At 46.5% G+C, this 16,429-nt stretch carries 14 protein-coding genes; 7 read left to right on the forward strand and 7 right to left on the reverse strand.

Annotation, left to right across the window (positions count from 1 at the left end; all coding sequences use genetic code 11):
* Positions 1 to 203: 203 nt before the first annotated feature.
* From WH43_RS13400 to WH43_RS13410, 3 genes are all read left to right on the forward strand, one after another.
* Positions 204 to 1,808, forward strand: coding sequence for a tyrosinase family protein (locus WH43_RS13400; RefSeq protein WP_053425112.1), 1,605 nt, complete (start codon positions 204 to 206; stop codon positions 1,806 to 1,808).
* Between the two features lie 64 nt (positions 1,809 to 1,872).
* The gene (locus tag WH43_RS13405) at positions 1,873 to 3,837 is read left to right on the forward strand and encodes a multicopper oxidase family protein (protein WP_053425113.1); all 1,965 of its coding nucleotides are present in this window, start codon (positions 1,873 to 1,875) and stop codon (positions 3,835 to 3,837) included.
* Positions 3,838 to 4,020: 183 nt separating this feature from the next.
* The gene (locus tag WH43_RS13410) at positions 4,021 to 6,024 is read left to right on the forward strand and encodes a PhoX family protein (RefSeq protein WP_053425114.1); all 2,004 of its coding nucleotides are present in this window, start codon (positions 4,021 to 4,023) and stop codon (positions 6,022 to 6,024) included.
* A gap of 62 nt (positions 6,025 to 6,086) precedes the next feature.
* Here WH43_RS13410 and WH43_RS13415 read toward each other — a convergent pair whose 3' ends face one another.
* From WH43_RS13415 to WH43_RS13435, 5 genes are all read right to left on the reverse strand, one after another.
* A complete protein-coding gene (locus tag WH43_RS13415) occupies positions 6,087 to 6,335 on the reverse strand; it encodes a DUF2798 domain-containing protein (protein WP_082335782.1) in 249 nt (82 codons plus the stop codon).
* Positions 6,336 to 6,447: 112 nt separating this feature from the next.
* On the reverse strand, positions 6,448 to 6,798 hold the full coding sequence (locus WH43_RS13420; protein ID WP_053425116.1) for a putative quinol monooxygenase: 351 nt from the start codon (positions 6,796 to 6,798) through the stop codon (positions 6,448 to 6,450).
* Positions 6,798 to 7,730, reverse strand: a complete 933-nt coding sequence (locus WH43_RS13425; RefSeq protein ID WP_053425117.1) for a pseudouridine synthase — start codon at positions 7,728 to 7,730, stop codon at positions 6,798 to 6,800. The genes WH43_RS13420 and WH43_RS13425 overlap by 1 nt, the downstream gene beginning before the upstream one ends.
* Positions 7,731 to 7,789: 59 nt before the next feature.
* Positions 7,790 to 8,344, reverse strand: a complete 555-nt coding sequence (locus WH43_RS13430) for a cytochrome b (protein WP_053425118.1) — start codon at positions 8,342 to 8,344, stop codon at positions 7,790 to 7,792.
* An 86-nt stretch (positions 8,345 to 8,430) separates the two neighbouring features.
* The gene (locus WH43_RS13435; protein WP_053425119.1) at positions 8,431 to 9,705 is read right to left on the reverse strand and encodes an MgtC/SapB family protein; all 1,275 of its coding nucleotides are present in this window, start codon (positions 9,703 to 9,705) and stop codon (positions 8,431 to 8,433) included.
* 328 nt (positions 9,706 to 10,033) lie between these two features.
* On the opposite strand from WH43_RS13435, the gene WH43_RS13440 reads away from it, so the two are divergent.
* Both WH43_RS13440 and WH43_RS13445 read left to right on the forward strand, forming a co-directional pair.
* A complete protein-coding gene (locus tag WH43_RS13440; RefSeq protein WP_053425120.1) occupies positions 10,034 to 11,020 on the forward strand; it encodes an LLM class flavin-dependent oxidoreductase in 987 nt (328 codons plus the stop codon).
* 278 nt (positions 11,021 to 11,298) lie between these two features.
* Positions 11,299 to 13,107, forward strand: a complete 1,809-nt coding sequence (locus WH43_RS13445) for a S8 family serine peptidase (RefSeq protein WP_053425121.1) — start codon at positions 11,299 to 11,301, stop codon at positions 13,105 to 13,107.
* A gap of 40 nt (positions 13,108 to 13,147) precedes the next feature.
* On the opposite strand, the gene WH43_RS13450 is transcribed toward WH43_RS13445, so the two are convergent.
* Together WH43_RS13450 and WH43_RS13455 are read right to left on the reverse strand one after the other, a co-directional pair.
* The gene (locus WH43_RS13450; RefSeq protein WP_053425122.1) at positions 13,148 to 14,134 is read right to left on the reverse strand and encodes a DUF481 domain-containing protein; all 987 of its coding nucleotides are present in this window, start codon (positions 14,132 to 14,134) and stop codon (positions 13,148 to 13,150) included.
* Between the two features lie 118 nt (positions 14,135 to 14,252).
* Positions 14,253 to 14,735, reverse strand: a complete 483-nt coding sequence (locus tag WH43_RS13455) for a fasciclin domain-containing protein (protein ID WP_053425123.1) — start codon at positions 14,733 to 14,735, stop codon at positions 14,253 to 14,255.
* Between the two features lie 293 nt (positions 14,736 to 15,028).
* On the opposite strand from WH43_RS13455, the gene WH43_RS13460 reads away from it, so the two are divergent.
* Both WH43_RS13460 and WH43_RS13465 read left to right on the forward strand, forming a co-directional pair.
* The gene (locus WH43_RS13460) at positions 15,029 to 15,334 is read left to right on the forward strand and encodes an ArsR/SmtB family transcription factor (protein WP_152342856.1); all 306 of its coding nucleotides are present in this window, start codon (positions 15,029 to 15,031) and stop codon (positions 15,332 to 15,334) included.
* Positions 15,335 to 15,344: 10 nt separating this feature from the next.
* Positions 15,345 to 16,397, forward strand: a complete 1,053-nt coding sequence (locus tag WH43_RS13465) for an alkene reductase (protein ID WP_053425125.1) — start codon at positions 15,345 to 15,347, stop codon at positions 16,395 to 16,397.
* The last annotated feature ends 32 nt before the right edge of the window (positions 16,398 to 16,429 follow it).

The following is a 16,429-nucleotide window of genomic DNA, read 5'->3' on the forward strand; positions in this document are numbered from 1 at the left end:
AAGCAGTCCCCCTCTTTCGCTGCCACTCATCTTCCGGCCTGCCTCTGCATTTAATTCCGTCATAGCACGCCAGCACCATAACCAAAATAAATTGGTCCGACGTTGATTTATCTAAAAAAGGGACTATGGTTGTGTAGCCCGTTTGAATAAATCTCGAATATAGAACTACAGCCTGTTGTTCAGACTACAAAAAGGATCCTTGTATGCCAGCCGCTCTGTCCAAAAAATCGTCCCATACCAAAAAAACATTTACCATCGCCCTCTCTTTGCTGTTATGCAGCAGTTACGCATTGGCCGAAGCCTCTTACCGCATTAGCGTAAAAGACTTCTCCTCCGATCCGGCCAAAGTAAAAGCTCTGCAACAAGGCATAGAGCGGATGAAAGCCAAAAGTCAGGCCAATCCCATGTCAGCAGATTTTCGTACCAGCTTTGCCTATTGGTCGAATACCCATGGTTTTTTTGGTACAGGGAAAAATGCCACAGATCTGAAAGCCTACATAGCGTATCGTATGCCGGGCTGTTTAGAAGTGCTGGATAAAGCCACCTGTGATGCTTACTACCAGCATATGAATAACTCCACAGTGCCTAACGATGGCTTTACTGACAATGTATGGGGAACCTGCCAGCACGGTAACCTGAACTTTTTACCCTGGCACAGGATGTTTTTATTTTTTTACGAAAAAACCTTAAGAAAACATGTAGGCGATCCGAACTTTTCGTTACCCTACTGGGACTATTTTCAGGAGCGCAGCCCTGACGGCAAGGGTTTAGCGTTACCGCAACTGGTCAGAGGGCAAGCTGCAGGCTCACTATACGACCAGTTCCGCACTCCGGGGCTAAATGACAATAAAACAGCCATAGATCCAGACAGTGCCAGTGCAGCTCAGGCTTTTTCTTTTACAGATTTCACTCATTTCTCTAACCAGCTGCAAGGACAGCCCCATGGGGCTATGCATTGTGCTGTAGGGACAGGCTGTGCCACACCTAATATGGGCTTTGTGCCTATTGCTGGTTTAGACCCAGTGTTTTATATGCATCATGCCAATATAGACCGTTTATGGCAGTGCTGGCTGAATAAAAAAGCCGCGGGCAAAACCATTGATCTGGCATGGGCTAAAGCCAACCTTGGTATGCCGGAAAGCTGGTATCAAACCAGCTACAGCTTTGCTGATGAAAATGGTAATCAGGCAACCATGACCATCGCAGATGTATTTACGCCAGGAAAAATTCCGGTACGTTATAGCAACGAAACCGCCTGCGACATACAAAAAGTCGCACCACAGCAACTGGCCAAAGCTCAACCTGAGAAAACCCTTACTAAGTTTAAAGCTCATGCCCCGGTCAGCAGCAATAAAACTGTGGATTTACGCGGCACGACGACCAAAGTGGCACTGGATCCACAAGTTCCGGCTCAATTACAGGCTTCAGACAAAATAGAGCTGCTGTCTCAGAGCACAGGAGATACTTATCTGGTCCTGCAAGATGTGAAAATGGTCGGAGCCCCTGCTACTACCTATAAAATCTACCTGAGTACTGAACAACAGCCTGAGCAAAAGTTGTATGTCGCGACTATCAACTACTTTGGTGTAACAGACCATGCGCATGCCGGCCATGCGATGGGAGATATGGGAGACTTAGTCTATAAAGTGACAGATCTGGCGCAACAACTGGGCCACGCTGATGCTGCAGATCTGATGGTGCACTTTGTCCCAACCAATTTAACCACGACAGAAGTCGCAGAAAAGCCCCGTCAAACTGGCGTCACCGTAGGTCAAATCCGACTGGAAACTACACCAACTCGCCAATAGAAATCCCAAATAAAACCCGGAATGCTCCGGGTTTTATCCTATGACTTTTAGTGAGGACTTCCCTATGTCTGACTTTATCTCTCGTCGTATTATCCCTCTGACACTGCTCGTAACGGTTACAGCGAGTGAGGCTGCTGTGGTAGCTCAACCCCGTCCGCTACAAGATCCCCCTTTGCTGGAGATTAAAAGGGCGATACATGCTCCACTGACCAAAGCCCAACAACAAGCCGGAGCGCCTCAACCTGATGAAGCCAGTCTGAACTGGGATGTTGTGTTTACCCGCAGTCAATTATGGAATCCCAATACCAACAGCTGGGATCAGGTGAATTTACGCAGCTATCGAGGCAGCAAGACTGATACTAACGCACCTTTTGTTGCCCTTACTTTGCGGGTATTTCCGGGCGAAACCATCAGAGCCACCTTAAATAACAAGCTCCTGCCCGATCCTAGTTGTATCAGTCATCAGAAAGGCGTCAATGTCCCCCACTGTTTTAACGGCACCAATATGCATACCCATGGCTTGTGGATTAACCCGGCCGGTAACAGTGACAACGTGCTGATATCGATAGACCCGACAGTGTCTTTTCAGTACGAATACAATATTCCGGCTGACCATCCGGCAGGTACTTTCTGGTATCACCCGCATCGTCATGGCTCTACCGCTATTCAGGTGGCAAGCGGAATGGCCGGAGCTTTAATTATTCAGGGCACCCGACAGCCGACAAAAGAGCGCACTGGGGATATCGATCTGTTGTTAACCAGTTCTGCTAACCAAAGCTTTAAAGAGCGCACCATGGTGTTTCAGCAAATTCAGTACGGCTGTTACACCAAACCGACCAAACCGGGTGAAAAACCTGTACTGAAAATGGATGCTAATGGTGCTTATATCTGTGACCCAACCGATGTCGGTGAGATACTGGATTACTCAGGTTTTGGCCCGGGTGGCTGGAGTAAATCTGGCCGTTACACCAGTATCAATGGCGCAGTGCAGCCTTTTTTTGCCGATGCCAAGGCAGGTCAGGTCGAACGCTGGCGTATGGTGCATGCCGGGGTGCGCGACAGTATCAACTTAAAAGTGGTAAAACTGACTGGCCAACCATTACAAGGCCCAGTATCGGCTGTTGGTGAGCAAAAGCTACTACAAAAATCCTGCACCGGCGCTTTAGTGCCACAACATCAAATTGCAGCAGATGGTTTAACGCTCAGCGAAATAGACTCCACAGAAGTCACTGTATTCCAGCCGGGTTACCGCTGGGATACGCTAATGATGTTTCCTGAAGGCGGACAATATTGCGTTATAGACGATGCAGCAGCAGCATCAGCCAACGTCGATCAGACCCCGTCAGAACCACAACTACTGGGCATAGTACAAGTAGAAAACTCTGCCGGACCAGTCACATCCACTATAGGGCAGCAACTGATCCAAAGCGCCAAAGTAAATATCAGCCCCGATATGCAAAATGCGGTGATACACGACTTACAGGCCGGTTTGAAACTAAGTCATTTTGTGCCACATCAGGATTTGCCAGACACGCCTAATAAGCAGCAACTGGAGTTTAATATTGATACCCAAGCCAGCCCTGTCCGCTTTGAAATTGACGGCGAACCTTATCAGCCTGGTCGTATCGACAGAGAGTTGATTTTAGGTAATACCGACGAGTGGATTTTAACGTCAAAACTGGCAAGTCATCCTTTTCATATTCATGTGAATCCATTTCAGGTCGTGGCGGTGTTGGATCCGAATAACAAAGACGTCAGCACCGACGATGCAGTGGACGATTTTGACACCACGAAACAACTCCCAGATCCGCAATACAGAGGCTTAAAAGGAAAATGGAAGGACACTTTATGGGTGAAAAATGCCATGGGCAAATCTTACACTGTGATAGTCCGCACTAAATACCAGCGTTATATAGGTGATTTTGTCTTACACTGCCATATTTTGGATCACGAGGATCAGGGCATGATGCAAAATGTGCGGATTAGCCTGCCGAACGCCAGTGGTGGAGTCAGTAAAGGCCATCACTAAAATCCGCAACGCAGTGTGACCATGTTCACACTGCGTTTTCCCAGACTAAATTCACAGCTGCCGCTTGTCACATAAATGTCGAATAGCTGTCTTTATTTTATCAATAAAAAGTAACCTTACTGAAACAAGCAACAGCTCTAATGTCGCGTGCAGATTTTTAATTAAACCGACATCGGAGTCAAAATGCATAACAAAAATTTCGAGATCGACAATTCAGGTATAGATCCACAAACCAACTTTTCCGATAACCCGGATTTTCAGTCGGTATTAGCGTCCCGCCGCAGCTTTTTAAAAGGTTCTTTAGGCGCCGCCATAGCTACTATTATGGGCACCTCTTTAGTGGCTTGCAGCAGTGATACCGCCGAACCCACAACTGGCCCTGTGGCAGTAAAACCTGAACCTGCACCGGTTTTATTAGGTTTTACTGCGATAGCCGCAAACCGTTTAGACACAGTAACTGTTCCTGCAGGTTATACAGCCCGTCCATTTTTACCTATGGGTACGCCACTATTGGGTCGCTACCCTGCTTATCTGGCAGATGGCAGCAACAGCGGTGCTGACATGGAACAGCAAGTGGGCGCACATCATGATGGGATGCACTTTTTCCCGTTAGATGCCCGCAGCAGTAATAAAAACAGCGACGAAGGTTTGTTGGTATTTAACCATGAATACCTGGATGCCAACGTTTTGCATCCTATGGGTCCTACAGGTTTACCACGCCCAGCAGATGAAGTACGCAAAGAAGTGGCTGCACACGGTGTGACTGTGGCCCATATCAAAAAAGATGCGCAAGGCCAATTCCAACTGGTACAAGGTAGTCCGCTGAACCGTCGTATTACAGGCGCTACCCCTATGGATATTACAGGCCCTGTACGGGGTGATGCCAAAGTAGTCACAAAATACAGCCAGGACGGTACCCGAACCCGCGGCACCTTAAATAACTGTGGTAATGGATTTACTCCTTGGGGCACTTATTTAACCTGCGAAGAAAACTGGGCAGGTTACTTTATGAATGCCGACGTCACCCAACCCCGTGAACATAAACGTTATGGTGTAGGCAATAAAAATGGCCGTTACTACTGGGAAACAGCAGATTCAGGTGCCGATCAGTACCAGCGCTTTAATGCATCCAGCATAGGTGCAGATGCGAGCGAAGATTACCGTAACGAGCCCAATACCTTTGGCTGGATAGTAGAAATAGATCCATTTAACCCTGACAGCGTGCCACAAAAGCGCACCGCCTTAGGCCGTTTTGGCCATGAAGGTGTTATTTTTGGACCAGTAGTCGAAGGTCAGCCAATCAGTGTTTATTCTGGTGATGACTCTACTTTTGAATACATTTACAAATACGTGTCTAAAGCGGCCTACTTTCAAGCAACCGCAGGCGGCCACCTGCTTAATGACGGTACTTTGTATGTAGCAAAATTTAATACCGACGGTTCAGGTGAATGGCTGGCGTTAGATATCAATAACGAAGCTCTGATGGCGAAAGCCGCTGCTGCCGGTGTTACATTTGACAGTCAGGCTGATTTATTAATAAACACCCGTCTGGCGGCCGATATTGCCGGCGCAACTAAAATGGACAGACCTGAATGGGGTGCGGTGCATCCAACCACTGGTGAAGTGTATTTTACTCTGACCAACAACACAGGTCGTAAACCAGAGCAAATTGACCCGGCAAACCCACGCGCGAATAACGCCACAGGCCATATTATTCGCTGGAAAGAAAACGCTGCGACTCAGGGGTTAAGCTTTAACTGGGATATCTTCCTGCTGGCTGGTGATGTAGGTACTGCAACCCCTGGTACCAACCTGGTTTTAACTGCAGATAACCACATGGCAAGCCCGGATGGTTTATGTTTCAGTGCTAACGGTTTGCTATGGATCCAAACCGACATGAGTGGCTCGCAACAAGGTGAAGGCCCTTATGGTAATAACCAAATGTTGGTTGCAGACCCAGTCAGTCGCACCATCAAACGCTTTTTTGTCGGACCAGTGGATGCTGAAGTCACAGGCTTGGCTTTTACACCTGATTTAAAAACTATGTTTGTCAATGTCCAGCACCCAGGCGATCGTTCTACTCCAACTCAGTTCACCAGTAACTGGCCAGCCAACGATGGCAGCAGCAGACCACGTTCTGCTACTGTGATTATCACTAAAGATGATGGCGGCGTAATAGGTTCTTAATAGGTTGCTCTAAATAAAAACGCCGGTTTTCGTACCGGCGTTTTTTATCATGAAAAGCGCGATTAAGGCGTTTCGACAATGAAGGATGTCAGCTTACGCACCAAGGGTAATATCAACAGCAATACCGGATAAGCCACTACCCAGGATAATCCCCAGGCGCCCAACCAAATCGGTAATTCAAAACCGCTAAAGCCTGTGCTTTTTAACGTACTGATCAAAGACACAATACAGCTCATAATAATGGATAAAATAAGCGGCATCACATAACCCATAGTATGGGCAGGTAGTTTTTTAAAAACTGGTTTTGACATGTAAGAGCTCACCAGATGGATGGGATGATAGTGTTCATACTAAGTTCGGGCCTACAGCAGTCAGGTCTCAGAAACTGTGCTTAAAAAATAAAGTCAGTCCTGTCTGACGCGACTATACCAGCTTTGGTGCATCAAAGTTTTCTGGCTCATCGCTGTAAATACAGACATTCCAGTCAGCAGCTAAACCTGTTTCAGCCAGACAATAGGCTTGAAAAAAATCTTTAATTTCATTGCGTTGACAATGTGCTTCAAAACTCTTGAGATCAGCCCATATTTCATTAAAAACAATGGGGAAACTTTTACCCTCAGCAAAAGGGCTGGAGATTTGACGCGTTACTCTGTACTGCAGGCAGCCATCTTCACGCAAGGTATTGGCCTCCAAACCTTGCAGTACTTTAAAAAGTTCAGCCTCTTTACCCGGCTTAGGCAGAAACTGAGCAACACAATAGACTTTTTTAGACATTAGTTTTCCTTAGAACCGTCATCAAAAGGCCAGCTTTGCAACTGACGACTTGATTCAAATTGATGCTCTAATCCGCTAACCGGATCAGTAAAATTTAAGCGCTTGGCCAGTAATTGCAAAGGTTGTGTAACATCCGTCTGCGGCCCTGGCTGTTTTGGTAATAAGTTCGGGTAATATTTATCAAATAAAATAGGGCAACCCAAAGACAGCATATGCAAACGCAGTTGATGGGTTTTACCTGTATGGGGACTCAATTCAAATAATCCAAGTTCAGCTCTTTTGTCCACCAGACTGAGACTGGAAACAGCATTCACTTCCCCTTCTACCTGCTGCATTAAAAAAGTCGGATTCGATTTTTCCAGACGGTTTTTTACCTGCCAGTGCTGAGGTAATGACAACTGCTGTAGTTCGTCAGACAAATAAGCAACAGCTTGATAACTTTTACAGATCTGGCCAGTAGCAAATAGCTCATAGTACAAAGGGCGGCTTTGGCTATTGACAGAAAACAGCACCAAACCCGCTGTTTCTTTGTCTAATCTATGCACAGCCGCTATGTCAGGCAAACCTGTCTCCCGTTTTACTCTCTCGAGCAGACATTCGTTGACAAATTCACCGCCTGGTGTGACGGGTAAAAAATGCGGTTTGCAGGCCACAAGGATATGCTCGTCCTGATAAATAATCTGATGAGCAAAAGGAATTGAAGGTTCAGCGACCACTTCACGGTAATAACAGACTCTGCGGCTGGGTAAAAAGGCAGTATTGGCATGGATCACGTCACCACCAAACCAATGCACTTTGCCATCTGCTACCCGCTGTCGCCAAATAGCAGCATCGATACGGCTGAATTTCGCAATCAGGAAATTCAGCACAGTGCCCCAGCCCAAATCTTTGGGAGGCAAGGTAATTTCGGAAGCTTGTTTTGCTTTACTCATAGGCCCTCACTCAAGAGGGCCCAGAGTTAAAACCTTTCAACACATCTCGTCAACCAGTTTTAGCTTTTCTGGTCAAATAACCCAGGCAACATGCGCTTTAAGGTGTTGTCTTTTAGTCTGTAGTGATGCGCCAGTGCACCCAAAGTATGAATAGCAATCAACAGATAACCAGCTTTGCCCACTAATTCGTGGATTTCTTTAATGGACCCCGCCAAATCCGGATCCGGCCCTATCAGCGCTGGTAATTGGAAACCCCAGAACGGAATAACTTTGTCGCCAGCACTTAATATCAGCCATCCCAGTAAAGGCATCAGCAGTAAAAAGCCATAAAGTGCCAGATGCATCAGACCAGAAATTTTAATAGCCAGAGCAGAGGGCGCTGATTCTATTGCAGGTACAGCACTAAAACGCCGCACCACCAGACGCAGCAAGGTAATAAACCACAAACTTAACCCCAGCACAAAATGCACCTCTTTGATCAAATCGCGCTCTGGCGTGCCTTTTTCAAAGATGCTTCTGAATTCAATACTGGCATAAATAGCGATGATCAACAGCACGGTCAGCCAGTGCAAACGAACCATCCATTGATTGTAACTTTGTTGAGAACCCGACATATCCACCTCTTTTTCAACAGTTATTTTTATTGTGGCAAGCAAAACTTAAGACAAGCTGAGCATCCGCCGACTCAGTGACTTTCCATTTAGCTAATACGAAATAACAACAAACCCATCAGCCCAAGCGCCGCAGTAGCTGCGCTCACCCTAAGGGCCAAAGTTCGAGTGCCAGCCACCCATACCATGACTGTTTTTACTACGGAGTTACTCAGGATGGCGATACCTATAGCTGTAGCGGCTAAATCTACAGCTTGAGTGCGACCAGCATAATCTGCGACCGATAAGCTGATGGCATCAACATCCGTTAAGCCCGCTAAAGCGGCCAACCAATATAAACCTTGTCCCGGGGCATAATGTTCTGTGAGCTTAACCAGCAACAGCACCAGTGCAAATAACAAAGCAAATTGAATAGCTGACCATAAACTAAAAGGATTAGTCACAGCCAACTCTGTGGCTTCGACCGACTGTAGCTTGTGTCCGGCCAGAAAAAATGCAACTGCAAATACTGCTGTTAACAATGCCAGCCCCAACAAAGGCCAGACTAATTGTTGCATCAAAGGCACAGAGACGGCAGCGACAATCAACAGAACCCGACAGAACATCACTAACCAGGACAGCAGAATACCGGCAGCTAATCTGTTGGCTGCTCCACTGTCAGTTTCCGTTTTGCTGCTTCGGGAAAAGCTTAAAGTCATAGCGGTAGAGGACACCAGGCCACCAGTCAGGGCAGTAATCATAGTGCCTTTGACTGAGCCAAAAAAACGCACCGCGACATAACCCACTAAAGATAATCCAGAGATCAAAATGACCAAGAGCCAGAGTTTATAAGGATTTAGCGCCTGCCAGGGATCAACAGCTTGATTTGGCAACAAAGGCAAGACGATAAAACTGGCGATCAAAAGCTTTAATCCAGCATAGAGATCATCAGCACCTATTTTGTTAACCAAACCGTGTAAGGGATCACGAAAGGCTAAAATAGCCGAAGTTAAAATGGCCAGTGACACTGCAATTTCGGCAAAACCAAACATAACGGCGCCCCCTAACAGGCAGACCGTAATAGCAGACAGCTCAGTAGTTAAACCTAAAGCCACTGCATTGGCTTTGTTTTCCAGATAATAAGAGCTGAGTACTATCATAGCCACCGCAGCCAAAGCAGCGATAAATAACCAGGGCGTTTGTAAAAATACCGATAACCAGGCACTGACGGCACCAAACTGAGCCAATAAAATATAAGTTCGAACTCCGGCAAAAGAACCGGGGTGAGAGTTACTTTTATGTTTTTCCCGCTCTATACCCACCAAAGCCCCAATCAGCAGCGCGATCAGAAAGTTTTGGGTCAGGGTTACGTCAAATTCTGCCATGATTCATCGTCTTTGTTAGGTGAGCCCAGCTTAGCTGATTCAGAATATAAGCTATTGATCTATCGCAATACCAGGGCGTGTTGACGTTTCAAGATTAAATTTTGTTTGCTCTGGCGCCGCGTTGAACGCGAAACGAGGAGCGACGTTTAGTTATTCTAAATGCTCGACAAATGACAAAGTTCAGTCCATCGCAAAAAAACACTCACTCACCCCTGTCACTGAGAGAAATACAGCATCAGGCTTGAATAAAGATGATTGCGTACCCATAGCTGCCATAGTTCCATACCAATTGGTATAAACAGAAAGCTTACAGCTAAGCGGAGTATTGATGATCCCTCTTTCTATTTTAGATTTAGCTCCTGTCCCTTCGGGCAGTACTATTAGCGACAGTTTTGCAAATAGCAAAGCTCTGGCACAACAAGCTGACGCTTTGGGTTACCATCGCTACTGGCTGGCTGAACATCACAATATGCCGGGTATTGCCAGTGCCGCAACATCTCTGCTAATCAGTCACTTAGCCGCTGCGACTTCACGCATCCGCCTGGGTGCTGGTGGCATTATGTTGCCGAATCACTCCCCTCTGATCATCGCCGAACAATTTGGCACTTTAGCGACTTTGTATCCAAACCGGATTGACTTAGGTTTGGGCCGTGCGCCGGGCAGCGATCAACAAACTGCACGGGCCTTGCGGCGCAATCGTATGGAAACTGAAGATCAGTTCCCAAGCGATATCCTTGAATTGCAGCAGTATTTTGGGCCTGTTAAACCCAATCAGGCGGTACAAGCTGTACCGGGGCAACACCTGCATGTCCCCTTGTGGATCTTAGGTTCGAGCTTATATGGTGCTCAATTGGCTGCCCATCTGGGTTTACCTTATGCTTTTGCCTCACATTTTGCGCCAGCCATGCTGGAACAGGCGGCAGCTTTGTATCGCAGAGAATTTAAGCCATCGACTCAACTGGATAAGCCTTACCTGATGCTGGCGCTGAATGTCTTTGCAGCTGATACCACAGCCGAAGCTCAGCGTCTTTTTACCTCACCACAGCAGCAGTTTGTTAATTTAGTGCGCGGTGTGCCAGGTTTGTTACCTGCGCCAGTCGAGGATATGGATCAGATCTGGCAAGCGCACGAAAAATCTTATGTGGAAAAAGCTCTGGCTTGCTCTGTCATCGGTAATCCGGCTGAAGTAAAACAAGGTATTCTGAATTTTATTGCAACACATCAACCAGACGAGTTAATGCTGACTGCTATGATGCACGACCCAAAAGCACGACAACATTCTTTTCAAATCGCTTCAGAGCTGATCACTCGTTAATTCTGTTTTTTCATCTGTCTCCTGAGTGCTTCGTTTTTGCCAGACGAAGCACCCTCCAGCTGATTTCTGTACAAATAGCTATACACGCCACCGATTACATTTAATTACACTTGGAAACAAAATTTAATATTCTGATTGCTTTTTCATCGAAAAAAATGGCATTTAGAAGAAGCTGATATACAGCAAGAAATGCGACAAGACTCCATATTCATGCGATAAAAGCACAAAGATGCTCAGATGCAGTGGAGAAAAAAACAATAAGAAACGGGAACAACTCAATGAAAATCAGTAAGTTAAGCAAAATCTCCTTCGCAACTTTAATAGCCTTGGGCTGCACCACTGCGGCAGCAGCGGACCGGGTTATTATTCAGGTCGATAATGCCAACAAAGGGATCATCACCGCCTTAACAAAACAACTGGGTGGCGAAGTAAAAGTAGATGCAGATGGTTTTATCGCCGCTCAGTTCAACGGCAAGTCGGTGGACGAAATCAGAGGTATTTTAAAAAACCCTCATATCAAACTGGTAGAAGAAGATTTAGTGCGTAAACCTTTGGCGTTGTTTAATGATGACGCTGGCGATCCGATGCAACAACAAATCACTCCTTATGCTGTGTACCAGTCTCAAGCCAATCAGGTGCAATTTAACCCTGGTGCTGGTATTAAAGTCTGTGTGATCGACTCAGGTTTAGACCAATCTAATCCTGACTTTGACTGGGGCAGCATTACAGGTGACAACGATTCAGGTACAGGCAGCTGGAACGTCAACGGTGGGCCGCATGGTACTCATGTAGCAGGAACTATAGGTGCGGCTGATAACGGTTTTGGTGTAGTCGGTATGGCGCCAGGTGTCTCTATGCATATCATCAAAGTATTTAACGCTGAAGGCTGGGGATATTCTTCGGATTTAGCTTACGCCGCACAAAAATGTAAAAATGCTGGCTCTGACATTATCAGCATGAGCTTAGGCGGTGGTGGTGCCAATACTACTGAATCAAATGCCTTTAAAACCTTCACTGACGCTGGCGGTTTAGTCATAGCAGCTGCAGGAAATGACGGTAACAATGTGCGCTCTTACCCGGCAGGTTACCCTTCGGTCATGATGATAGGTGCCAACGACAATAACAATAATATCGCCGACTTCTCCCAATTCCCTAGCTGTACTGCTAATGGAAAAACGGACGAAACTATTTGTGTGGAGGCCACTGCTGGTGGTGTAGATACCCTATCGACTTACCCAGCCGATATGGCAACCAGCGCAACCTTAAGCGCAAACGGCACTCCTTTTGCAACCTCAGCCATGGAAAATCCAGGGTCAGCAAGTGCAGCAACCTTTTTTATGGGCACAGCAGAAACGGTGAATTCAGGCGCAGCCGGTAAAATCTGTATGATTGACCGTGGTGTGATCTCCTTCCACGACAAGGTAAAAAACTGTCAGAACTCTGGTGGCGTTGGAGCTGTTCTGATCAATAACACTGCAGGCATGTTATACGGCACCTTAGGTGAAGGTTCAGCCAACACCACGTCCATCCCTGCCGTAGGCGCAGCTTTTGAAGACAGAACTGCCCTACTTTCTGCAACTACAGCGTCAATCAATATAGGCACCAGCGGTTATGGCCTGATGAGCGGAACTTCTATGGCAACGCCTGCTGTTTCAGGTATCGCAGCTCTGGTCTGGTCAAATCATCCAGGCTGTACCGGTGCTCAAATCCGTAATGCGTTAAAAGCTACGGCGAAAGACTCTGGTACCGCAGGTAAAGACGTTTACTTCGGTTACGGTATTGTTCAGGCGGCAGCAGCACATCAATACCTGACGACCAACGGTTGTGGTGGTGGCGTGACTCCAACACCAGGTATCAGCCTGACTTTACAGGGCATTTCCAGTAAAGGTAAACGTTATGTTGACCTGAACTGGGCAAGTGCAACTACAAGCTCAGTTGACCTGTACCGCAATAACGTGAAAATTCTGACCACAACCAATGACGGGGCCCATCGTGATGGTCCGTTAAACCGTGGCAGCTACAGCTATAAAGTCTGTGAAGCGGCAAGCACAACTAAGTGCAGCGCCAGCACTGCTATCAGCCTTTAATTGATAGTTCAGGGGCTGGGTATACTCAGCCCCCTTTTTTTCAGAACTTGGCGCCTATACTGAGTTTTTGATGTAAATCGCGGCTATCTGCCGAGAGTCCCTCGTATCGAGGCAACACCACATCAATTTTTGACCAGTCTAAATCGACTGAAAAGGACAATCGAATGCGCTCAGTCAGATAATAATGCAACCCTGAGCTTATGTTTACATCTTGTCTGAATTCAATGTACTGCACCGGCTGATTCACTGGTTTTAAGTAGCTGCCTTCACTGAACACCTCAAAGCTGCTGCCAGGCCATAAATACCGCAAATCCCATTCCAGTTGGATGTGACGAAAATCTAACTGCTGTCGGTCGCCAAGAAATAATTCCAGCCCTGCAGTTTCTTTAAAGTGAGTTCGCTTTAGACCCGCTAGTGCAATAAACTCAATCCTCAGTTCAGCGGTGTCATAAAAGCTGTAGCCTAAACCCGAGCTTAGATCGATGTTTTTGTAATCGGCCGCGATAAAGTCCTGCGAATAATCCACCTTATTACGCCAGAATAATTGCGGCTGGAAAAAATAGTCAGCACCCGGATTGAGCAGATATTTATGAGTTTTCTTGAGCGAATTACTGGTTTCGTAATCGTATTTGCCATCAAAGGTTAGCCGTATATTGGTATCACGCTGCTCAAAGGCCGTTTTAAAACCCAGATTGTCGGTACTACTGCTACTGCGTTTTTTACCTGCGGTCAGATCCACACTAGAGTGCCGTACAGCTTGGTTTTTTATCACCACAGCTTGAGTTTCAGCGACAACTATGGGGGAAACAGCAAGCAGCTTTTGCTGCTCAATCCGATCAATCTGAGCTCTGGGCAATTGCACTTGCCCCGAATAAGGCAGATTCAAAAAGACAATGTCTTTGTCTTGCTGAGTGATAACACCTGTTAATCTGTCACCATTTTTCATCCAGACAACAGCGTTGTGCTCTGTGGACGCTTCACAAAAAGCAAACCACAATAAAGCGACAAACATCAGTGTTTTGGCCACAACTATGGTCCCTAACTACATAAAATCAAAAAGGATACATGAAGTTTAACAGCAGATAGCGTTGGTCGTATTGAAAAAAAGAAAAGGAGCACAGCTCCTTTTCTCTGATTAAAAACGATTATTTAGGTAAGACAACAGAATCAATCACGTGAATGACGCCATTACTGGTTTCAATATCTGTACTGATCACCTTAGCACCATCGACATAGACCACACCATCTTTCACGGCAATCTTTAATTCCTGGCCTTGTACTGTTTTAGCGGATGTTAACTTCACCACATCAGAGGCCATCACTTTGCCTGCAACCACATGGTATGTCAGTACATTACCAAGTGCTGCTTTATCTTTTAACAGCGCCTCCAAATCTGCAGCAGGAACCTTAGCAAATGCAGCATCGTTTGGTGCAAATACGGTGAACGGACCAGCACCTTTTAAGGTATCGACCAGATCTGCAGCTTTAACTGCAGTCACCAGTGTATTGAAACTACCTGCGGCTACGGCGGTATCGACAATATCTACTTTAGCAGAAGCGTAGGATGCAGCAGAGACAACTAAAGCTGCTGAAAGAACGGTTAAATTCAATAATGAGCGAAATTTCATTCTGATTTCCTTTTAGTTGAACATAAAACCCGCAATAGAAAACGCTGTCCGTCCATAAAGAGATCAAAAGTATATTTGTTTATTTTTTCTGAACCTGGTTAAAAAAACGTCGTAATACGTATGATAACTTCAGTGGTTCTTTACTACCTAACAGGCTATCTCTTGCTAGTGTTTCGTTCTGTTTACGGCTGTGAGCCAGATTAATGTACCGACCAGAATAAAATAAAAGTTGCATATCGAAAACTTACGATATATATTTCGCCACATCGCGATATATGGATATGGATAAAACCATGAGCTCTGCAGAACTCGATGAAATGATCAAAGCCCTGTCCCACCCGGTGCGACGGGACATTTTAAACTGGCTGAAACAACCTGAAGTCTATTTTGCCGATCAGGAGCACCCACTGAGTATTGGCGTGTGTGCCGGCAAAATCGACCAGAAAACAGGTTTGTCGCAGTCCACCGTATCTGCCCATCTGGCCACTTTGCAACGTGCTGGTTTTATCAGCAGTAAGAAAGTAGGTCAGTGGAGTTTTTTTTCGCGCAATGAAGAGGTTATCCAACACTTTCTGGCGCGCTTAACCGATCAACTTTAAGGAATGACAGATGCCAACTTTATTTGATGCTATCACCCTGGGTGATTTAACCCTGAAAAATCGTATTGTGATGGCGCCTTTAACCCGCTGTCGTGCTGATGAAGGCCGCGTGCCTAATGCCATGATGGCGGAGTATTACAGCCAGCGTAGCAGTGCGGGTTTGATTTTATCCGAAGCCACATCGGTGACTCCTATGGGGGTCGGTTATCCGGATACACCTGGTATTTGGTCCCAAGCTCAGGTTGACGGCTGGAAATTGGTGACTGACGCAGTCCACAAAGCAGGTAGCCGTATTTTCCTGCAACTGTGGCATGTTGGCCGCATTTCCGATCCGATTTATTTAAATGGCGAAAAACCTGTAGCCCCAAGTGCAGTGCGTCCGGCGGGCCATGTCAGTCTGGTGCGTCCAATGAAAGACTTTGATGAGCCACGGGCTTTAAGCTTAAGCGAAATCAAAGAGGTCGTTGAAGCCTATCGCCAGGGTGCAATCAATGCGAAAGCCGCAGGTTTTGATGGTGTACATGTGCACGGAGCGAATGGCTATTTACTGGACCAGTTCCTGCAGGACAGCACCAACTTACGGGATGACGAATACGGTGGCTCGCTGGAAAACCGCGCTCGCTTAATGCTGGAAGTCACAGACGCTTGTATTGAAGTCTGGGGTAAAGACAGAGTGGCAGTACACTTAGCACCTCGTATGGATGCACATGATATGGGCGACTCGAACCGCACTGCTACTTTTGGTTATGTTGCGACTGAGCTGGGCAAACGTGGTATTGCTTTTATCTCTACCCGCGAACATCCGGCAGAGGACAGCATCACTCCGCTGATTAAACAGCTGTTTGGTGGTCCTGTGATTGCCAATGAAAAATTCAGCAAAGCAGAGGCCAACGCTTGGTTAGCAGAAGGCAAAGCAGACGCTATCGCCTTTGGCATTCCTTTTATTGCCAACCCGGATTTACCAAAACGCCTGGAAACAGATGCGCCATTAAATCAGCCACGACCAGAACTGTTTTATGGCAAAGGTCCGGTCGGTTATACCGACTACCCGACTTTGGCTTAACATCCGGCTTTGAAACGAACAAAGGGCCTGCT

Source organism: Rheinheimera sp. KL1 (assembly GCF_001275035.1).
Taxonomy (GTDB): domain Bacteria; phylum Pseudomonadota; class Gammaproteobacteria; order Enterobacterales; family Alteromonadaceae; genus Pararheinheimera; species Pararheinheimera tangshanensis.